Consider the following 17363-nt stretch of genomic DNA (forward strand, 5'->3'; position numbering starts at 1 on the left):
GCCCGTTTTTTTGTGGTGTTATTCCATTACGGAACTTGTCATGCCAATTCGGCATTTCATAAGTGTTCTATCTGCACCGTATAGTCGCTTAATCACTTTTTTAGCTTAGTTAAGGCATTTGTGAACTATCTACCTTTATTCGCCGATCTTCGCCATCGTCCGGTGTTGGTGGTGGGCGGCGGTGACGTCGCCACCCGCAAAATCGATCTGCTGCAACGTGCCGGTGCCGAGGTAAAGGTGGTCGCACAGTCGTTGTCGGAACATTTGGCCGAGCGGCATCAATCAGGGCAGATCGAATGGCTGGCCCAACATTTTACGCCGGAGTTATTGTCGGGCGTGTTTCTGGTGATTGCGGCGACCGATGACGGCAAGCTAAATGCCGCCGTATTCGACGCCGCTAACCAGCGTCATCTGCTGGTGAACGTGGTGGATGACCAACCTAAGTGCTCTTTTATTTTCCCTTCCATTGTTGATCGTTCTCCGCTGGTGGTGGCGATCTCTTCGGGGGGGCAAGCGCCGGTGCTGGCGCGGATATTGCGTGAAAAGCTGGAAGCCCTGCTGCCAGCAAGCCTGGGAGCGATGGCCCAACTGGCAGGTGGCTGGCGTGGCCGTATCAAGCAACACTTGCATTCCGTGAGCGATCGCCGCCGTTTTTGGGAACGCCTTTTTTCCGGGCGTTTCGCCAGCTTGATGGCTGCCGGACAAGTGTCACAGGCGGAAGAGGAACTGCACCAGCAGCTTGAACAACAACAGCATGAGCAACAGCAACCGCTGGCTAACCGGGGCGAAATCGCGCTGGTTGGCGCTGGCCCCGGTGATGCAGGATTACTGACGTTGCGGGGCTTACAGGTTATTCAGCAGGCGGATGTGGTGCTGTATGACCATCTGGTTAGCGCTGACATACTGGAACTGGTGCGCCGTGATGCTGAACGCATTTGTGTCGGCAAGCGCGCTGGTGCCCATTCAGTGTCCCAGGAAGAGACTAATCGGTTGCTGGTCACGCTGGCGCAGCAAGGTAAACGCGTCGTGCGCCTGAAAGGCGGTGATCCGTTTATTTTTGGCCGCGGCGGTGAAGAATTGCAGCAGGCGGCGCAGGCCGGTATATCCTTTCAGGTTGTACCGGGCATCACCGCCGCCGCTGGTGCTACCGCTTACGCCGGTATACCGTTGACGCACCGGGATTATGCTCAGAGCGTGGTGTTTATTACCGGTCATTGCCGGCCTGACGGTCAGGCGCTGGAGTGGGCAACGCTGGCCCGTGGTCGTCAGACGTTGGCGATTTATATGGGAACGGTGAAGGCGGCCGAAATCGCTCAACAATTGATCGCGCACGGTCGCGCTGCCGGGACGCCGGTTGCGGTGATTGGCCGGGGAACCCGACACGATCAGCAGGTACTGATTGGCACCTTGCAACAGTTGGAACAATTGGCCCGGCAGGCGCCGACACCGGCGTTGCTGGTGATTGGTGAAGTGGTGAATCTACACCGCCAAATCGCCTGGTTTGGTCAGCAGACGCCGACGGTTCGGCAAGATAGCCGGTCATCGGTAGTGAATTTGGCTTAAGGAATGGTTATGGATCAGAAACGACTCACGCATTTACGGCAACTAGAGGCCGAGAGCATTCATATCATCCGCGAGGTTGCGGCAGAGTTCGCCAACCCGGTGATGATGTATTCCATCGGTAAAGACTCCTCGGTCATGCTGCATCTGGCGCGCAAGGCATTCTTTCCCGGATCGCTGCCATTCCCGTTGTTGCACGTGGATACCGGCTGGAAATTCCGTGAAATGTATGAATTCCGTGACCATACGGCAAAAGCGTATGGCTGTGAATTGCTGGTTCACCGCAACCCACAGGGGGAAGCGTTGGGCATTAACCCGTTCATCCACGGTAGCGCCAAGCATACTGATATCATGAAAACCGAGGGGTTAAAGCAGGCACTGGATAAATACGGTTTTGATGCCGCTTTCGGCGGTGCGCGGCGTGATGAGGAAAAATCCCGCGCCAAAGAGCGCATCTATTCGTTCCGCGATCGCTTTCACCGCTGGGATCCCAAAAGCCAGCGCCCGGAGCTATGGCATAACTATAACGGCCAAATCAACAAGGGCGAAAGCATCCGCGTATTCCCGCTGTCTAACTGGACTGAGCTGGATATCTGGCAGTACATCTATCTGGAAAATATTGAGATCGTGCCGCTGTATCTGGCCGCACCGCGTCCGGTACTGGAGCGGGACGGCATGTTGCTGATGGTGGATGACGATCGTATCGATCTGCAACCGGGTGAAGTGATTGAACAGCGCATGGTGCGTTTTCGTACCCTGGGTTGCTGGCCGCTGACCGGCGCTGTTGAGTCCAGTGCGCAAACGCTGCCGGAAATCATCGAAGAGATGTTGATTTCCACCACCAGTGAACGTCAGGGAAGGATGATCGACCGCGATCAGTCCGGTTCAATGGAACTGAAAAAGCGTCAAGGGTATTTCTGAGGAATCGTCGAATGAGTCATGTTGCAAAAGAAAGTGTGATTGCGAAACAGATTGCCGAGCAGGGTGGCGTCGAGGCCTATCTACATGCACAGCAGGACAAAACCCTGTTGCGGTTTCTGACCTGCGGCAGCGTCGACGACGGTAAAAGCACGCTGATTGGCCGTTTACTGCACGATACCCGTCAGATTTATGAGGATCAGTTAACTACGCTGCACAGCGACAGCAAACGACTGGGTACTCAGGGGGAAAAACTGGATCTGGCGTTGCTGGTGGATGGCTTACAGGCCGAGCGTGAGCAGGGTATTACCATTGATGTGGCCTACCGCTATTTCTCGACCGAAAAGCGCAAATTCATTATTGCCGATACGCCGGGGCATGAACAGTACACCCGCAATATGGCGACGGGCGCGTCTACTTGTGAACTGGCGATCCTGCTGATTGATGCGCGCAAAGGCGTACTCGATCAGACACGCCGCCATAGCTTTATTGCCACGCTGCTGGGGATTCGCCATCTGGTGGTTGCGGTAAACAAAATGGATTTGGTGGATTATCAGCAAACGGTATTTGAACAATTCAAGCAGGACTATCTGGATTTCGCCCGGCAGTTGCCAACCGATCTGAACATCACCTTTGTGCCGATCTCCGCGCTGGACGGCGATAACGTCGCCACGCCGAGCGCCGCCATGAGCTGGTACAGCGGCCCGACGCTGCTGGATGTGCTGGAAACGGTCAATGTGGCGCAGCGTAGTCTTAAGCTACCTATGCGCTTCCCGGTACAGTATGTGAACCGCCCAAACCTCGATTTTCGCGGTTATGCCGGTACGCTGGCGTCCGGCATGGTACGCGTGGGGCAACGGGTTAAAGTGCTGCCTTCGGGGGTGGAGTCCACCGTCAGCCGCATCGTGACATTTGACGGCGATTTACAGCAGGCTCAGGCAGGTGAAGCGATTACGCTGGTGCTGTCCGATGAGATCGATATCAGCCGTGGCGATCTGCTGGTTGAAAACACAGAAACCCTTAAAGCGGTGCAGAATGCGCTGGTGGATGTGGTCTGGATGGCGGAACAGCCTTTGGTGCCGGGGCAGAGTTATGACATCAAGATCGGCGGCAAGAAAACCCGTGCACGGGTGGAGAATATCCAGTATCAGGTTGATATCAATTCCCTGACGCAACGGGTAACGGAAAATCTGCCGCTGAACGGTATCGGGCTGGTTGAACTGACGTTTGACGAACCGCTGGTGCTGGATAACTATCAGCAGAATCACGTGACCGGCGGCATGATTTTTATTGATCGCCTGAGCAACGTCACCGTGGGCGCCGGGCTGGTGCGTGAAGTCATTGAACAGACGTATCAGGAACCAGGGGCTTACAGCGCGTTTGAACTGGAACTGAATGCACTGGTTCGCCGCCATTTCCCCCATTGGGGCGCCCGTGACCTGCTGGGGGGGAAATAACGTGTCCCAACGCCACCCCTCGTCACCGTTACCCGCCGATGAAAATGTGGTCTGGCACCCGCACGTGGTATCACGGCAGGAGCGCGAGCGCCTGCATGGGCATCAGGGCGCGGTGGTCTGGTTTACCGGGCTGTCCGGTTCGGGTAAATCGACATTGGCTGGCGCACTGGAGCAGGCGTTGCATCTACATGGCGTCAGCACCTATTTGCTGGATGGCGATAATGTCCGTCACGGACTGTGCCGCGATTTGGGGTTTACCGATGCTGACCGGCGGGAGAATATCCGCCGCGTCGGTGAAGTGGCCAAATTGATGGTTGATGCCGGTCTGGTGGTGTTGACCGCCTTTATCTCGCCCCATCGCGCGGAACGTAAAATGGTGCAGGATCTGCTGGCCGAGGGGCAGTTTGTCGAGGTATTTGTCGATACGCCCCTTGCTACCTGCGAAGCCCGCGATCCCAAAGGGTTGTACAAGAAAGCCCGTGCCGGGGAGTTGCGTAATTTCACCGGTATTGATTCAGTTTACGAAGCGCCGCAAGCGCCGGATATTCATCTGGACGGCGAACAATTGGTAACGAACTTGACCAACCAACTGCTGGATCTACTGAGTCAGCGGGCGATTATCAACCTCTGATGTCTTTTGACCGTCTATCAGGCGGCTTTCTCACCTCTAAGATATGATGTATCGCCCCTGCATTGCTGCTTGCCTTTTCCCCTATTTAGCGGGAATCTTCGCGTCCGCCGCCAGACAGAGTGGAGTCGGAACGAAAGTTATGGGATGATTAGGCGGCTTTTCAGGGGGCGGGATGGGAAAACTTACGCTGTTATTATTGATAATACTTGGCTGGCTTCAGTATTCACTGTGGCTGGGTAAGAATGGTATCCATGACTATGTTCGGGTTAAAGAGGATGTTGTTGTCCAGCAGGGGAACAATGCCAAACTGAAAGCCCGTAATGAACAATTGTTTGCAGAAATCGATGACCTGAATGGCGGGCAGGAAGCGATTGAAGAGCGTGCGCGCAATGAACTGGGCATGATTAAGCCCGGTGAAAGTTTCTATCGTCTGGTGCCGGAATCCGGGAACCGTACTGCAACGTCCCCGTCATTGCCGCCTCAGAATACATTACACTGACCTATGCTGAAACAGAGTGCTTGCCAGCCAGAGGTTGTTGCCGTCTTACCTGCCGCCGGTAACGGCAGCAGGATGCAAAGCGATCGCCCTAAACAGTATTTAACCATCGGTAATAAAACCATTCTTGAACATGCTATCGACGCATTATTGTCTCATCCCCGTATTGCCCGTGCGATCGTCGCCATCAGCCCAGATGACGCAATTTTTCATTCCTTGCCTATTGCTGCCGATCCTCGCGTCAGCGTAGTGATCGGGGGCAAGCAACGTGCTGATTCAGTGCTGGCGGGGTTACGGATGATCGCTGATGCTGAATGGGTACTGGTGCATGACGCTGCGCGGCCTTGCCTGCATCTGGACGATCTCGAACGGTTGCTGAGTATTACTGCGCACAGTGATGTCGGTGGAATTCTGGCGGCGCCTGTCAGTGATACCATGAAACGCTGCACGGGAACGGTGATAGAACACACGGTAGATCGTAGCGAACTGTGGCACGCCCTGACGCCGCAGTTGTTTCCATTAGCGTTACTGAAAAGCTGTTTGCAACAAGCTCTGAAAGACGGCGCAACAATAACAGATGAAGCTTCTGCACTGGAGTATTGTGGTTATCATCCACACATTGTCAGTGGGCGGGCGGATAACATTAAGGTAACCCGCCCGGAAGATTTGGCATTGGCTGAGTTTTATTTAACCAATTTGCACCACACTCATTCTATTGGATAAACATAGTAAGGAGAGCGCACGATGCGTATCGGTCACGGTTTTGATGTTCATAAATTTGGTGGAGAAGGTCCGCTGGTGATCGGTGGTGTGCGCATTCCTTATCCTCAGGGGCTGCTTGCGCATTCTGATGGCGATGTCGTTTTACATGCGGTGACGGATGCCCTGTTAGGGGCCGCCGCGCTGGGCGACATCGGCAAGCTGTTTCCCGATACTGATCCGGCATTTAAAGGTGCTGACAGCCGTGGCCTGCTGCGTGAAGCGTGGCGCCGTATCAACGAGAAAGGTTACCGACTGGGTAATCTGGATGTCACGATTATTGCTCAGGCACCTAAAATGGCGCCTCACATTCCGCAAATGCGGGTCAATCTGGCGGAAGATTTGCAAAGCCACATGGATGACGTGAACGTAAAAGCCACCACCACCGAACAGCTCGGGTTTACCGGACGTGGTGAAGGTATCGCCTGTGAAGCTGTTGCGTTATTAGTGAAAGATGAAACAGGTGAAATCGTCGCATGGTAGGCATGACAAACGCTGCACAGCTTACCTGGCTGCATGGCAAACCGCAGGCATCGGGCGTGCTGAAGTCCACGGCAGAAGATTTCATAGTGGTTGAGGATCTGGGGTTTCAGCCAGACGGCGAAGGCGAGCATGTACTGGTGCGTATTCGTAAACGCGGCTGCAATACGCAATTTGTGGCTGAAGCACTGGCAAAATTTGCCCGAATACCTCAGCGCTCGGTGAGCTACGCCGGTCTGAAAGACCGTCATGCGGTTACGGAGCAATGGTTTTGCCTCCATATTCCTGGTAAAGAAACCCCTGATTTAACGACTTTCGAACTGGAAGGCTGTGAGGTGCTTGAATCTGCGCGTCATCGCCGTAAATTGCGCATTGGCGCATTGCAGGGTAATTATTTTACGCTGATATTGCGTCAGATAAGCGATAGGGCGGCGGTTGAAACGCGCTTATTGCAGATTGCGCAAGATGGCGTGCCTAATTATTTCGGCAGCCAGCGATTTGGCCGGGATGGGAATAACCTTGAGCAAGCCCGTCTCTGGGCAAATGATGATATCCGGGTTAAAGAGCGTAATAAACGCAGTTTCTATCTTTCCGCCAGTCGTAGCGCGTTGTTTAATCAGGTTGCCAGTATCCGGCTGGCACAACAGCAGGCTAAAACCGCTTTGTGTGGAGATGCATTACAATTAACGGGGCGGGGCAGTTGGTTTGTCGCCAGGCTGGACGAGTTGACCAATCTACAGACGCGTTTGGATGCTGGCGAGCTTCAGGTAACCGCGCCGCTGCCGGGTGATGGCGCGTTGGGCACGCAGGAAGCCGCTCTGTTTTTCGAGCAGCAAAGCCTTATCGGGCAGGAGACGTTGCTGTCTTTATTACGGCGTGAGCGGGTCGAACCAGCCCGTCGCGCCATTTTGCTGTATCCGCAGCACATGCGCTGGGATTGGCAGGATGATGAGACGGTTGAACTGAAATTCTGGTTACCGGCGGGGAGTTTCGCAACCAGCGTCGTGCGTGAAATACTGAGCCAGCAACAAGATATGGATATTATTGCCTGATGTATTACGGTTTGTTTTTTCTTGATCGGATGTCTGTGATAACGATGACGGTGGCTGCAAGTTGGACCCCATATGGGAAAAAGGGCGTATTGACGACGAGGTTAACCAAAGCTGAGGTTAGCGGGGAATGGTGAACAAACGTATGCAAACGTTGCTGGCGCAGTTGCGTCAGCAGGGAATACAGGATGAGCGTCTGCTACAGGCGATAGAAGCCGTGCCCAGGGAGCGCTTTGTTGATGAAGCTTTTGAGCATAAAGCGTATGAAAATACAGCGCTGCCGATAGGCTCCGGTCAGACCATTTCGCAACCTTATATGGTGGCGAGAATGACGGAATTGTTGTGTTTAACCCCGGTTTCCCGCGTATTGGAAATTGGCACGGGATCGGGCTATCAAACGGCGATCCTGGCGCATTTAGTCAAACATGTCTGTTCTGTTGAGCGTATTAAAGGACTTCAGTGGCAGGCTAAACGTCGTCTTAAGCTGCTTGATTTGCATAACGTCTCTACCCGTCATGGCGATGGCTGGCAGGGGTGGGCGTCGCGCGGGCCTTTTGACGCCATTATCGTGACGGCGGCACCACCGGAAATCCCCCAGGCGTTGCTGGATCAGTTGGACGAGGGCGGGGTGATGGTTTTACCGGTGGGTGATCAGTCACAAATGTTGCAGGTAGTGCAGCATCATGCCGGAGAATTCATTATCCAAACGGTTGAAGCAGTTCGGTTTGTTCCGCTAGTCAAAGGCGAATTAGCCTGATACGGTTGCGATGCGCTGGTTTTGTTTAAGATTTCAATACAACTGTTGGATGGTACGAACTTGCTGATATTGCTAGCATCAGATAGTGATTTTTGTCTCTCCGGTTTCGCTTATGCGCCAGTGATAGAAAAATGGCGCGCTTTCTCGTTCAGACTGATGAACAAAATACGTGATCTCAGCTACGCTACAATGGGGTGAGGCACAAATGTCTGAACTGATTACTGAATTTTATAGTTATGGGGGAGTAAGACGCATGGGAAGCCGCATGATTAATTTGCGTCAGATCGCTGCTTGTACGGTTGTTATCTTAGGGTTGGTTGGATGTTCCAACAATGACTCCAAATCCGCGCCGATCAGCAGTGTCGGCGGAAATACGGGCAGTAGCAGAAGCGCTATGTCTGTGCCCCCATCACAGATAACGGCATCGGGTGAGCCGGTTACCACCCGTGATGGTCGAATCGTTTATAACCGCAGCTATAACAACATTCCGAAAGGAAGCTACGGCGGCGGTAACACCTATACCGTTAAACGGGGAGATACCCTGTTTTATATCGCCTGGATTACCGGCAACGATTATCGGGATCTTGCCCAGCGTAATAATATCCCGGAGCCTTATAGCCTTAATGTTGGCCAGACCCTGAGTCTGGGTGATGGTTCTGGCGGCGGTTTAACCGGCGGCGGTGGAATGTTAGCGGCGACGGATGCAACGACTGGCGGCGTACCTGTACCGCCTTCCAGTAATCAAATACAAACTATGCAGGTTGATTCTCAGTCAACTAACGCGTATTCTCAAAATTCGGGTAAACAGAATGTAGGTAAGATGTTACCTACGACAGGGGCGGCAACGACAGCTCCTGTTACCGCACCAGCGGCTGTTGCCAGCAGCAATACGGCTGCTGTCGGCAGTTGGCGTTGGCCCACCGAAGGGAAAGTCATAGATAGTTTCTCCGCATCTGAAGGGGGAAATAAAGGGATTGATATCGCTGGCTCACGTGGGCAATCCATCATTGCTACCGCCAGCGGGCGTGTGGTGTATGCTGGCAACGCTCTGCGAGGTTACGGTAATCTGATAATCATCAAACATAATGATGACTACCTTAGCGCCTACGCCCATAACGACAATATGCTGGTCCGGGAGCAACAAGAGGTCACGGCGGGGCAGAAAATAGCTACCATGGGTAGTACCGGTACCAGTTCAGTTCGTTTGCATTTTGAAATTCGTTACAAGGGGAAATCCGTAAACCCGCTGCGTTTTCTTCCGCAGCGATAAATCGGGCAGAGTACTTAGGTATTCTGCCATGGGATCACGGGTAGGAGCCACTTATGAGCCAAAGCACGCTGAAAGTTAACGAGTTACATGAAGATGCTGATTTTGAAGAGAATGGACTTGACGTTTTTGACGACAAAGCGCTGGTAGAGGAAGAAACTAGTGATAATGACTCAACAGAAGAAGAGCTGTTATCACAAGGGGTTCCCCAGCGTGTTTTAGACGCAACACAGCTCTATCTGGGAGAAATTGGCTATTCACCACTTTTAACCGCTGAAGAAGAAGTTTATTTTGCCCGACGCGCATTGCGCGGTGATACACCATCACGCCGCCGGATGATTGAGAGTAACCTGCGGCTGGTGGTAAAAATTGCCCGCCGCTACAACAATCGAGGTCTGGCATTGCTAGACCTGATTGAAGAGGGAAATCTTGGTCTGATCCGTGCGGTTGAAAAATTCGATCCAGAAAAGGGATTTCGTTTTTCAACGTATGCCACATGGTGGATCCGGCAGACGATAGAACGGGCAATCATGAACCAAACCCGAACTATCCGCCTGCCAATCCATATCGTTAAAGAATTGAATGTCTACCTGCGTACAGCACGCGAACTTTCTCATAAACTGGATCATGAGCCGAGTGCGGAAGAAATTGCCGAACAGCTCGATAAACCAGTGGATGATGTCAATCGTATGCTGCGTCTGAATGAGCGCATTACTTCCGTTGATACCCCACTGGGTGGTGATTCGGAAAAAGCGCTGTTAGATATTCTGGCGGATGAAAAAGACAACGGTCCGGAAAACACCACCCAAGATAATGATATGAAGCAGAATATCGTTAAGTGGTTGTTTGAACTGAATGCCAAGCAGCGTGAAGTTCTGGCCCGCCGTTTTGGTCTGTTGGGATACGAAGCGGCTACATTGGAAGATGTTGGTCGGGAAATCGGGTTGACGCGTGAACGTGTCAGGCAGATTCAGGTAGAAGGCTTGCGTCGTCTGCGGGAGATCCTGCAGGTACAAGGGTTGAATATTGAAGAATTGTTCCGTGAGTAATGTCAGTTGACAGAGTCTTGGCGGAGTAGAAATGGTGGGGAAACCCACCATTTTTTTGTAACATCTTTGGTTTTCACCGAAGGAAAAACCAGGCTGGCTGAAGATTAGCGAACAACGTTTGCCAGCAGAAAATCGATGATTTCGCTGGTTTTAATCATCTGCTTTTCACCGCTGCGGCGACTTTTATATTCGATTTCTTCATTGTCCAGATTACGATCGCCAATCACGATAGTATGTGGTACACCGATCAGTTCCATATCGGCAAACATCACGCCCGGACGCTCCTTACGATCATCCAGCAGTACTTCGATACCTTTTGCCCGTAATTGCTGATAGATATCTTCAGCGACTTCTTTCACACGGAAAGATTTATGCATATTCATCGGCAGAATGGCGACGTGGAAAGGCGCAATGGCATCAGGCCAGATAACACCGCGATCGTCATGATTTTGCTCAATGGCTGCGGCCACCACTCGGGTGACGCCGATGCCATAGCAGCCCATCAGCAGAGTCTGATTACGCCCGTCTTCTCCCTGAACCGTCGCTTTCAATGCTTCAGCGTATTTGCTGCCTAATTGGAAAATATGACCAACTTCAATACCCCGTTTGATTTGCAGCGTACCTTTGCCATCCGGGCTGATATCCCCTTCCACCACGTTACGAATATCCGCAACCTGCGGCAGAGCAACATCTCGCTCCCAATTGATACCAAAATAGTGTTTGCCATCGGTATTGGCTCCGGCGCCAAAATCACTCATTGCAGCAACGGTACGGTCAACCACGACGGGGATCGGTAAATTAACCGGACCTAATGAACCGGGGCCTGCGCCCACAATCGCGCGGATCTCTTCTTCAGTGGCAAATGTCAACGGGCTTGCAACTATGGCGAGTTTTTCAGCTTTAACTTCATTCAGTTCATGATCGCCGCGTACCAACAAAGCAACCAGCTTATGACCGCTTTCCTCGCTTGCCTTCACCAACAGCGTTTTCACCGTTTTTTCAATCGGTAGTTTGAATTGCTCAACCAGTTCGGCAATGGTTTTTGCATTTGGCGTATCAACCAGACGAAGTTCTTCGGTAGCTTCAGCACGCCCCAATTTGGGAGCAACGGCTTCCGCCAGCTCAATATTCGCGGCATAGTCGGAACCGGTAGAGAAAACGATATCGTCTTCACCACTTGCAGCCAGTACCTGGAATTCATGGGAAGCATTCCCGCCGATAGAACCGGTATCAGCCTGAACGGCTCTGAAATCCAGATCCATACGGCTGAAAATGTTGCTGTAGGCGGTATACATCGCATCGTAAGTGGCCTGCAATGACTCTTGCGAGGTATGGAAAGAGTAGGCATCCTTCATCAGAAACTCACGCGAACGCATCACCCCAAAGCGGGGACGGACTTCATCACGGAATTTGGTTTGAATCTGGAAGACATTTAACGGCAACTGCTTATATGAGCTGATTTCATTACGAATTAAATCAGTAATGACTTCTTCATGCGTTGGACCGAGTACGAATGGACGTTCACCGCGATCGACAAAGCGCAGCAATTCCGGGCCATATTGTTCCCAGCGGCCACTCTCTACCCAAAGATCGGCTGGTTGAACGACAGGCATGGAGACTTCGAGTGCGCCAGCGTTGTTCATTTCTTCGCGCACGATGGCTTCAACTTTTTTCAGAACCCGTAAGCCAGTTGGCAACCAGGTATAAAGGCCAGAGGCCAGCTTACGGATCATTCCGGCCCGGAGCATCAACTGATGGCTGATAACTTCCGCATCGGCAGGTGTCTCCTTCAGGGTAGAGAGCAGATATTGGCTAGTACGCATGGTGTTTTAGTTCCGTTAGAACGATAAATGGCATCGGGCTGCTGGTGCAGCCGAGGAGATAAAAAGTGGCCTAGTTTACCAGTGTGAGCCGCTCGTCAAAAGAGAGTCAGCGGAATTTTATATCCTGTACCCTGCCCGGAACCTTCGGTGCCGCTGTTTCGAGGCATAGCACTTCGGTTTGCTGGGCCGACACCCGCCAGCGAACGTTAAATTCCAGCAGTAAAACGGCATATTCTCTCTCTCTGTTCTCACCTTTGCGATAAGCAGGACGCGGATCCTGAGCTAACACTTGAGTAATAAAGCGTTTTAAGTGGGGATACTTTTTCTGATGTCCGGCAATCTGCCGTTCAGCCAACGGGGAAAAAATAACCGGCATTACGGCTGCTGGGGCCAACTGAGCAAAACCAGCCAGTGCATGAGGCTGACTTTCGGCAAAGGGCAGATAAGGCTTGATATCAATCACGGGTGTTCCATCGACAAGATCGAGACTTCCCAGTTCCAGCGCTACTGTGGCTCCCCTGGTATGGATAGTTTTCAGTTCAACCAGCGACATTCCAATAGGATTTGGCCGGAAGGTTGAACGGGTCGCAAAAACGCCCACGCGTTCATTCCCGCCCAACCGGGGCGGACGAACAGTAGGACGCCAGCCACCTTCCATTGTTTGATGGAAAACAAACAGGATCCAAATATGGCTGAAGCCCGCGAGCCCGCGTACGCATTCTGCCTGGTTATATGGCGGTAATAGCTGGAGTTCACCTCCGCCATCTTCAATCAGACCCGGCTGCCGCGGAACGGCAAATTTTTCTTTATAGGGCGAGTGGATAATACCGATCTGATTGAAAAAAAATTGGCTCATTGAGCAGAAACTTTCAATGCCGTACCCTGACAGACAACCTGGCGATAGCAGCCAGCGACGCCACCGATAATCTGGCATTCATGCAGCAGAACGGCATTGGCTTTCATGGCAGACGCCCGGCTCTGCATTCTTTTGCGGGCATTATCCATACTTGGCGGTGCATCCTGAGCACTTACCTGGCAAGATGAGCCGGAAACTTCCCCCATATCGCGGAACGGTTTACCAACCAATTCTTCAGCATTTTTATATAACACTGCGGGGGCAGGACGAGGGGCTGGCTTGGGCTTGGCAACCGGCTCCACTTTAGGTTCGCTGGCTGGCTGAGGCGCGGGGGCCGGTGGCTTCTGTGATAGGGAACATCCTGTCAGCGCCATGGCTAACAGCATAAGAGGTAGAGCACGCATAAAATTTCCTCTGCTTTTTCTTTAAAGAGCGGATATTGAAGCAAGCTATTGCACAAATAACAAGACGGGCCGTAGCCCGTCTCAAAGATATATTTTATAAACGTAATGATAACTGATTTACCAGCCTTTAACTGCGCCGCCATTAAAGATTTTGTTGGCCGCTTCGTTTACCTCATCTGACTGATAAGCCTGAACGAATTTTTTCACATTTTCCGCGTCTTTATTATCTTCGCGTGCAACCAGCAAATTCACATAAGGAGAATCTTTATCTTCAACAAACAAACCATCCTGGGATGGGGTCAGGTTAATTTGGCTGGCATAAGTGGTATTGATGATAGCTAATGCGATCTGAGCATCATCCAGTGAACGTGGTAACTGCGGAGCTTCCAATTCAACCAACTTGATGTTTTTGGGATTTTCAGTCACATCCAGAACCGTCGGCAGTAGGCCAACATTTTCTTTCAGTTTAACCAGCCCCACTTTTTGCAACAGCAGTAAAGAGCGGCCCAGGTTCGTCGGGTCGTTTGGCAGCGCTACCTGAGCGCCATCCTGCAATTCATCCAGCGACTTTATTTTCTTGGAATAACCAGCAATTGGATAAACGAAACTATTACCAACGGAGACCAGCTTATAACCACGATCTTTAATCTGCTGATCCAAATAAGGTTTATGCTGGAAGGCATTCAGGTCGATATCGCCTTTGCTCAATGCTTCATTAGGTAATACATAATCATTGAATGTAACTAGTTCAACATCCAAACCATATTTATCTTTTGCAATTTTTTGAGCAACTTCTGCGACCTGTTGTTCCGCACCAACGATGACTCCTACTTTAATATGATTAGGATCTTTTTCTTCCTGACCGCATCCCGCTATAGCCAGAGCGCCAATCAATGCGCCGATTGTCGCGATAGATTTCAATTTAATAGCCATATCCTTACCTCTAATTAAAAGTCTTTATGGCATGGACGTAAAATAAGCCCATGCGTATTTTAACGCTTACTTATGTGTGACGGCTTTTACTGCCCGGTCGCCACAGAATTGGATCAGATAAACCAAAACAACCAGCAATATTAATACCGTATTCATCACCGTTGCGTTATAACCAATATAACCATATTGATAACCAATTTGACCTAAGCCACCGGCACCAACGGCTCCGCCCATTGCAGAATAGCCTACAAGCGTGATGAGTGTGATAGTTGCGGCATTAATCAGACCCGGTAGCGCTTCCGGTAACAGTATCTTTCTGATGATTTGCATCGGTGTTGCGCCCATCGCACGTGAAGCTTCAATCAGACCGGTTGGAATTTCCAGCAGGGCGTTTTCCACCATTCTGGCAATAAAAGGCGCAGCGCCCACGGTTAGTGGAACGATCGCCGCTTGCAGACCAATGGATGTACCAACAATGATACGGGTAAATGGGATCATCCATACCAGCAAAATAATAAAAGGAATTGAGCGGAAAATATTCACCAGTGCTGAAAGTCCCCGGTAAAGTTTAGGGTTGGCAATAATTTGCCCAGGACGGGTTGTGTAAAGCAGAACGCCAACCGGCAAGCCCAGTACGAAACCAAAAAAGCCGGAAACCAATGTCATTGCCACGGTTTCCCACACGCCGCGGGCCATTAGCCACATCATGGCTTCAGACATAACCTAGCACCTCGATATTTGCATGATTATCTTGCAGGAATTGTATTGCTGCCGAAGTGTCCGACTTCTGGCCGTGCATTTCCGCCAGCATAATGCCGAATTTAACCCCGCCAGCGTAATCCATCTGCGCACTGATAATATTGTTGTTGACGTTGAAACGTCGGGCCACTTCGGATAGCAGCGGAGCATCCACGGACTGGCCGGTGAATTCCATACGCAGCAATGGTACGCTGCCTTCCCGCGGTGTCGGCGTCATGCGGGCAACATAGTCGTCGGGGATGTCCAGATGTAGCGTTGACTGGATGAATGTCTGGGCCAGCGGTGTTTTGGGGTGAGAGAATACTTGTCCTACTGTATCTTGCTCAATCAGACGTCCACCGCTGATCACGGCAACCTGATCACAAATTCGCTTTACAACATCCATTTCATGGGTGATCAACAGAATCGTCAGATTCAGCCGACGGTTGATATCTTTTAGTAACGCCAGAATGGATCGGGTTGTCGCGGGATCAAGTGCGCTGGTTGCTTCGTCACACAGTAGAACTTTCGGGTTACTGGCCAAAGCACGAGCGATAGCCACTCGTTGCTTTTGTCCGCCGGAAAGGTTGGCCGGATAAGCGTTGTGTTTGTCCGACAAATCGACTAAATCCAGTAATTCATTTACCCGACGTGTGATCTCGGCCGTTGGGGTGTTATCAAGCTCAAGCGGCAGGGCGATATTGCCAAAAACAGTGCGGGAGGAGAGCAAATTAAAATGTTGAAAAATCATTCCAATCTGGCGACGTGCCTGCGTTAGCTGACTCTCTGAAAGCTGAGTCAGATCCTGCCCATCAACCAGTACTGTGCCTTGGGTTGGCCGCTCCAATAAATTGACGCATCGGATCAGGGTACTTTTACCTGCGCCCGATGCACCAATAACGCCATAGATTTGCCCTATAGGGACATGAAGGCTTACATCCGCAAGCGCGGTAATCACCTGACCGTTTTGTTGGAAAACCTTTGTAATATTAGAAAGTTCAATCATATCTTTTATGGTAAGCGCCTATGGCTGGATAAATCAGATTCTGAGTAGTCAGAATGTTAGCTGGATGGTAGGGCGTCTAGACGTCTAAGTCAATTGGGATTGTCCCTACCACGGCATTCTCTCTGATAGCGAAAACATGCGATACTAACCGGCAATTTACGCCATCAGGAGCAAAGTAAGTGGCACAAAGTGTTCCAGCAGTTTTTCTTGATCGTGACGGCACGATCAATGTCGATCACGGTTATGTTCATGAGATCGATCAGTTTCAATTCATCGAGGGCGTCATTGATGCCATGCGTGAACTGAAGAATATGGGGTTCGCGTTAGTCGTTGTGACCAATCAATCAGGCATTGCCCACGGTAAGTTTACTGAAGATCAGTTTATGCAACTGACTGAATGGATGGATTGGTCTTTAGCCGATCGCGGCGTGGATTTGGATGGTATCTATTTTTGTCCGCATCATCCTGAACAAGGATGCGAGGAGTACCGTCAGGTTTGCGATTGCCGAAAGCCAGAGCCGGGAATGCTGATTTCTGCACAGCGCCATCTGAATATTGATATGGCCGCTTCCTATATGATTGGCGATAAGGTCGAAGATATGCAGGCGGCGATTGCCGCAGGCGTGGGGACAAAAGTGTTGGTTCGTACAGGCAAGCCGATCACCGAGCAGGGTAACTCTCTGGCCGATGGCATCATCAATAGCCTCGCTGAGTTACCTCAGTGGATAAAAAAGCGCAGTTAATCGATCAAGTGAATGAAAGTTGCACAAACAGAAAAAAGCTCAAGATATTTGCTTGCACTTCTGAATCGGCCCCCTATAATGCGCCTCCATCGACACGGCGCGGTGAACGCATAACCGGGTCGGTAAAGTAAGGGAAAACGTTAAAAATTAACTGTTGACTCTGAAAGGGGAACGCGTAATATACGCCACCTCGCGTTAGCGGCTCAGTCCATGACGCACTGCTCTTTAACAATATAATCAGACAATCTGTGTGGGCACTCACAAGACGGTATCGGCAAGCGATATAAAAAGTCTTGAAGAGTGACTGACAGTAAATTCATTACGAATAAACAGTTGATAATTCTTTGAGCACAGCTATTAAGTTAGCGAATCAAACAAATCTTAAATTGAAGAGTTTGATCATGGCTCAGATTGAACGCTGGCGGCAGGCCTAACAC

The 17363-nt window shown here is 51.1% G+C and carries 18 protein-coding genes; 12 read left to right on the forward strand and 6 right to left on the reverse strand.

Translation table 11 applies throughout. From position 1 onward, the window contains the following. Positions 1–120 precede the first annotated feature (120 nt). The 11 genes from cysG (at position 121) to rpoS (ending at position 10423) form a co-directional block, all read left to right on the forward strand. A complete protein-coding gene (gene cysG, locus BIY29_RS09555) occupies positions 121–1563 on the forward strand; it encodes a siroheme synthase CysG (protein WP_121574900.1) in 1443 nt (480 codons plus the stop codon). A gap of 9 nt (positions 1564–1572) precedes the next feature. Beyond that, complete coding sequence (gene cysD / locus BIY29_RS09560) at positions 1573–2481, forward strand: sulfate adenylyltransferase subunit CysD (RefSeq protein ID WP_121574901.1); 909 nt, start codon at positions 1573–1575, stop codon at positions 2479–2481. A gap of 11 nt (positions 2482–2492) precedes the next feature. Then, the gene (gene cysN / locus BIY29_RS09565; protein WP_121574902.1) at positions 2493–3935 is read left to right on the forward strand and encodes a sulfate adenylyltransferase subunit CysN; all 1443 of its coding nucleotides are present in this window, start codon (positions 2493–2495) and stop codon (positions 3933–3935) included. After that, on the forward strand, positions 3874–4566 hold the full coding sequence (gene cysC, locus BIY29_RS09570) for an adenylyl-sulfate kinase (protein WP_170158911.1): 693 nt from the start codon (positions 3874–3876) through the stop codon (positions 4564–4566). Before cysN ends, cysC begins: the two co-directional genes overlap by 62 nt. Positions 4567–4738: 172 nt before the next feature. Then, positions 4739–5065: a cell division protein FtsB gene (gene ftsB / locus BIY29_RS09575; RefSeq protein WP_121574904.1), complete on the forward strand. Its 327-nt coding sequence runs from the start codon at positions 4739–4741 to the stop codon at positions 5063–5065. A 3-nt stretch (positions 5066–5068) separates the two neighbouring features. Next, complete coding sequence (gene ispD / locus BIY29_RS09580) at positions 5069–5785, forward strand: 2-C-methyl-D-erythritol 4-phosphate cytidylyltransferase (protein WP_121574905.1); 717 nt, start codon at positions 5069–5071, stop codon at positions 5783–5785. Positions 5786–5806: 21 nt separating this feature from the next. Then, a complete protein-coding gene (ispF, locus tag BIY29_RS09585) occupies positions 5807–6304 on the forward strand; it encodes a 2-C-methyl-D-erythritol 2,4-cyclodiphosphate synthase (protein ID WP_121574906.1) in 498 nt (165 codons plus the stop codon). A 2-nt stretch (positions 6305–6306) separates the two neighbouring features. Beyond that, positions 6307–7353 (forward strand): tRNA pseudouridine(13) synthase TruD, encoded by a 1047-nt coding sequence (gene truD / locus BIY29_RS09590; protein ID WP_121574921.1) that lies wholly within the window; start codon positions 6307–6309, stop codon positions 7351–7353. A gap of 127 nt (positions 7354–7480) precedes the next feature. After that, complete coding sequence (locus BIY29_RS09595; RefSeq protein WP_121574907.1) at positions 7481–8107, forward strand: protein-L-isoaspartate(D-aspartate) O-methyltransferase; 627 nt, start codon at positions 7481–7483, stop codon at positions 8105–8107. Positions 8108–8372: 265 nt separating this feature from the next. Beyond that, positions 8373–9377, forward strand: a complete 1005-nt coding sequence (gene nlpD / locus BIY29_RS09600) for a murein hydrolase activator NlpD (RefSeq protein ID WP_170158912.1) — start codon at positions 8373–8375, stop codon at positions 9375–9377. A 53-nt stretch (positions 9378–9430) separates the two neighbouring features. Next, positions 9431–10423 (forward strand): RNA polymerase sigma factor RpoS, encoded by a 993-nt coding sequence (gene rpoS, locus BIY29_RS09605; RefSeq protein ID WP_121574908.1) that lies wholly within the window; start codon positions 9431–9433, stop codon positions 10421–10423. 104 nt (positions 10424–10527) lie between these two features. Here rpoS and proS read toward each other — a convergent pair whose 3' ends face one another. The 6 genes from proS to metN all read right to left on the reverse strand — a co-directional run bounded on the left by proS (position 10528) and on the right by metN (position 16183). Next, complete coding sequence (proS, locus tag BIY29_RS09610) at positions 10528–12246, reverse strand: proline--tRNA ligase (RefSeq protein ID WP_121574909.1); 1719 nt, start codon at positions 12244–12246, stop codon at positions 10528–10530. A gap of 106 nt (positions 12247–12352) precedes the next feature. Beyond that, positions 12353–13102, reverse strand: a complete 750-nt coding sequence (gene tsaA, locus BIY29_RS09615; protein ID WP_121574910.1) for a tRNA (N6-threonylcarbamoyladenosine(37)-N6)-methyltransferase TrmO — start codon at positions 13100–13102, stop codon at positions 12353–12355. After that, positions 13099–13506, reverse strand: coding sequence for an Rcs stress response system protein RcsF (gene rcsF, locus BIY29_RS09620; RefSeq protein WP_121574911.1), 408 nt, complete (start codon positions 13504–13506; stop codon positions 13099–13101). Before rcsF ends, tsaA begins: the two co-directional genes overlap by 4 nt. 117 nt (positions 13507–13623) lie before the next feature. Beyond that, positions 13624–14439 (reverse strand): MetQ/NlpA family lipoprotein, encoded by an 816-nt coding sequence (locus BIY29_RS09625; protein WP_121574912.1) that lies wholly within the window; start codon positions 14437–14439, stop codon positions 13624–13626. A 66-nt stretch (positions 14440–14505) separates the two neighbouring features. Then, positions 14506–15159 (reverse strand): methionine ABC transporter permease MetI, encoded by a 654-nt coding sequence (locus tag BIY29_RS09630; protein WP_121574913.1) that lies wholly within the window; start codon positions 15157–15159, stop codon positions 14506–14508. Next, the gene (metN, locus tag BIY29_RS09635; protein WP_121574914.1) at positions 15152–16183 is read right to left on the reverse strand and encodes a methionine ABC transporter ATP-binding protein MetN; all 1032 of its coding nucleotides are present in this window, start codon (positions 16181–16183) and stop codon (positions 15152–15154) included. Before metN ends, BIY29_RS09630 begins: the two co-directional genes overlap by 8 nt. 179 nt (positions 16184–16362) lie before the next feature. Between metN and gmhB the strand changes: the two genes are divergently transcribed. Beyond that, positions 16363–16926, forward strand: a complete 564-nt coding sequence (gmhB, locus tag BIY29_RS09640; protein WP_121574915.1) for a D-glycero-beta-D-manno-heptose 1,7-bisphosphate 7-phosphatase — start codon at positions 16363–16365, stop codon at positions 16924–16926. The last annotated feature ends 437 nt before the right edge of the window (positions 16927–17363 follow it).

The sequence above is a fragment of the Brenneria alni genome (assembly GCF_003666245.1).
Lineage (GTDB): Bacteria > Pseudomonadota > Gammaproteobacteria > Enterobacterales > Enterobacteriaceae > Brenneria > Brenneria alni.

Excerpts from the sequence above, each read along its gene's own strand:
- BIY29_RS09595 (WP_121574907.1), top strand. The coding sequence starts at position 7,481 with ATGGTGAACAAACGTATGCAAACGTTGCTGGCGCAGTTGCGTCAGCAG.
- cysN (WP_121574902.1), top strand. The coding sequence starts at position 2,493 with ATGAGTCATGTTGCAAAAGAAAGTGTGATTGCGAAACAGATTGCCGAG.
- BIY29_RS09625 (WP_121574912.1), bottom strand. The coding sequence starts at position 14,439 with ATGGCTATTAAATTGAAATCTATCGCGACAATCGGCGCATTGATTGGC.
- ftsB (WP_121574904.1), top strand. The coding sequence starts at position 4,739 with ATGGGAAAACTTACGCTGTTATTATTGATAATACTTGGCTGGCTTCAG.
- truD (WP_121574921.1), top strand. The coding sequence starts at position 6,307 with ATGACAAACGCTGCACAGCTTACCTGGCTGCATGGCAAACCGCAGGCA.
- nlpD (WP_170158912.1), top strand. The coding sequence starts at position 8,373 with ATGATTAATTTGCGTCAGATCGCTGCTTGTACGGTTGTTATCTTAGGG.
- ispF (WP_121574906.1), top strand. The coding sequence starts at position 5,807 with ATGCGTATCGGTCACGGTTTTGATGTTCATAAATTTGGTGGAGAAGGT.
- tsaA (WP_121574910.1), bottom strand. The coding sequence starts at position 13,102 with ATGAGCCAATTTTTTTTCAATCAGATCGGTATTATCCACTCGCCCTAT.
- metN (WP_121574914.1), bottom strand. The coding sequence starts at position 16,183 with ATGATTGAACTTTCTAATATTACAAAGGTTTTCCAACAAAACGGTCAG.
- BIY29_RS09630 (WP_121574913.1), bottom strand. The coding sequence starts at position 15,159 with ATGTCTGAAGCCATGATGTGGCTAATGGCCCGCGGCGTGTGGGAAACC.
- rpoS (WP_121574908.1), top strand. The coding sequence starts at position 9,431 with ATGAGCCAAAGCACGCTGAAAGTTAACGAGTTACATGAAGATGCTGAT.
- cysC (WP_170158911.1), top strand. The coding sequence starts at position 3,874 with ATGCACTGGTTCGCCGCCATTTCCCCCATTGGGGCGCCCGTGACCTGC.
- rcsF (WP_121574911.1), bottom strand. The coding sequence starts at position 13,506 with ATGCGTGCTCTACCTCTTATGCTGTTAGCCATGGCGCTGACAGGATGT.
- ispD (WP_121574905.1), top strand. The coding sequence starts at position 5,069 with ATGCTGAAACAGAGTGCTTGCCAGCCAGAGGTTGTTGCCGTCTTACCT.
- cysD (WP_121574901.1), top strand. The coding sequence starts at position 1,573 with ATGGATCAGAAACGACTCACGCATTTACGGCAACTAGAGGCCGAGAGC.
- proS (WP_121574909.1), bottom strand. The coding sequence starts at position 12,246 with ATGCGTACTAGCCAATATCTGCTCTCTACCCTGAAGGAGACACCTGCC.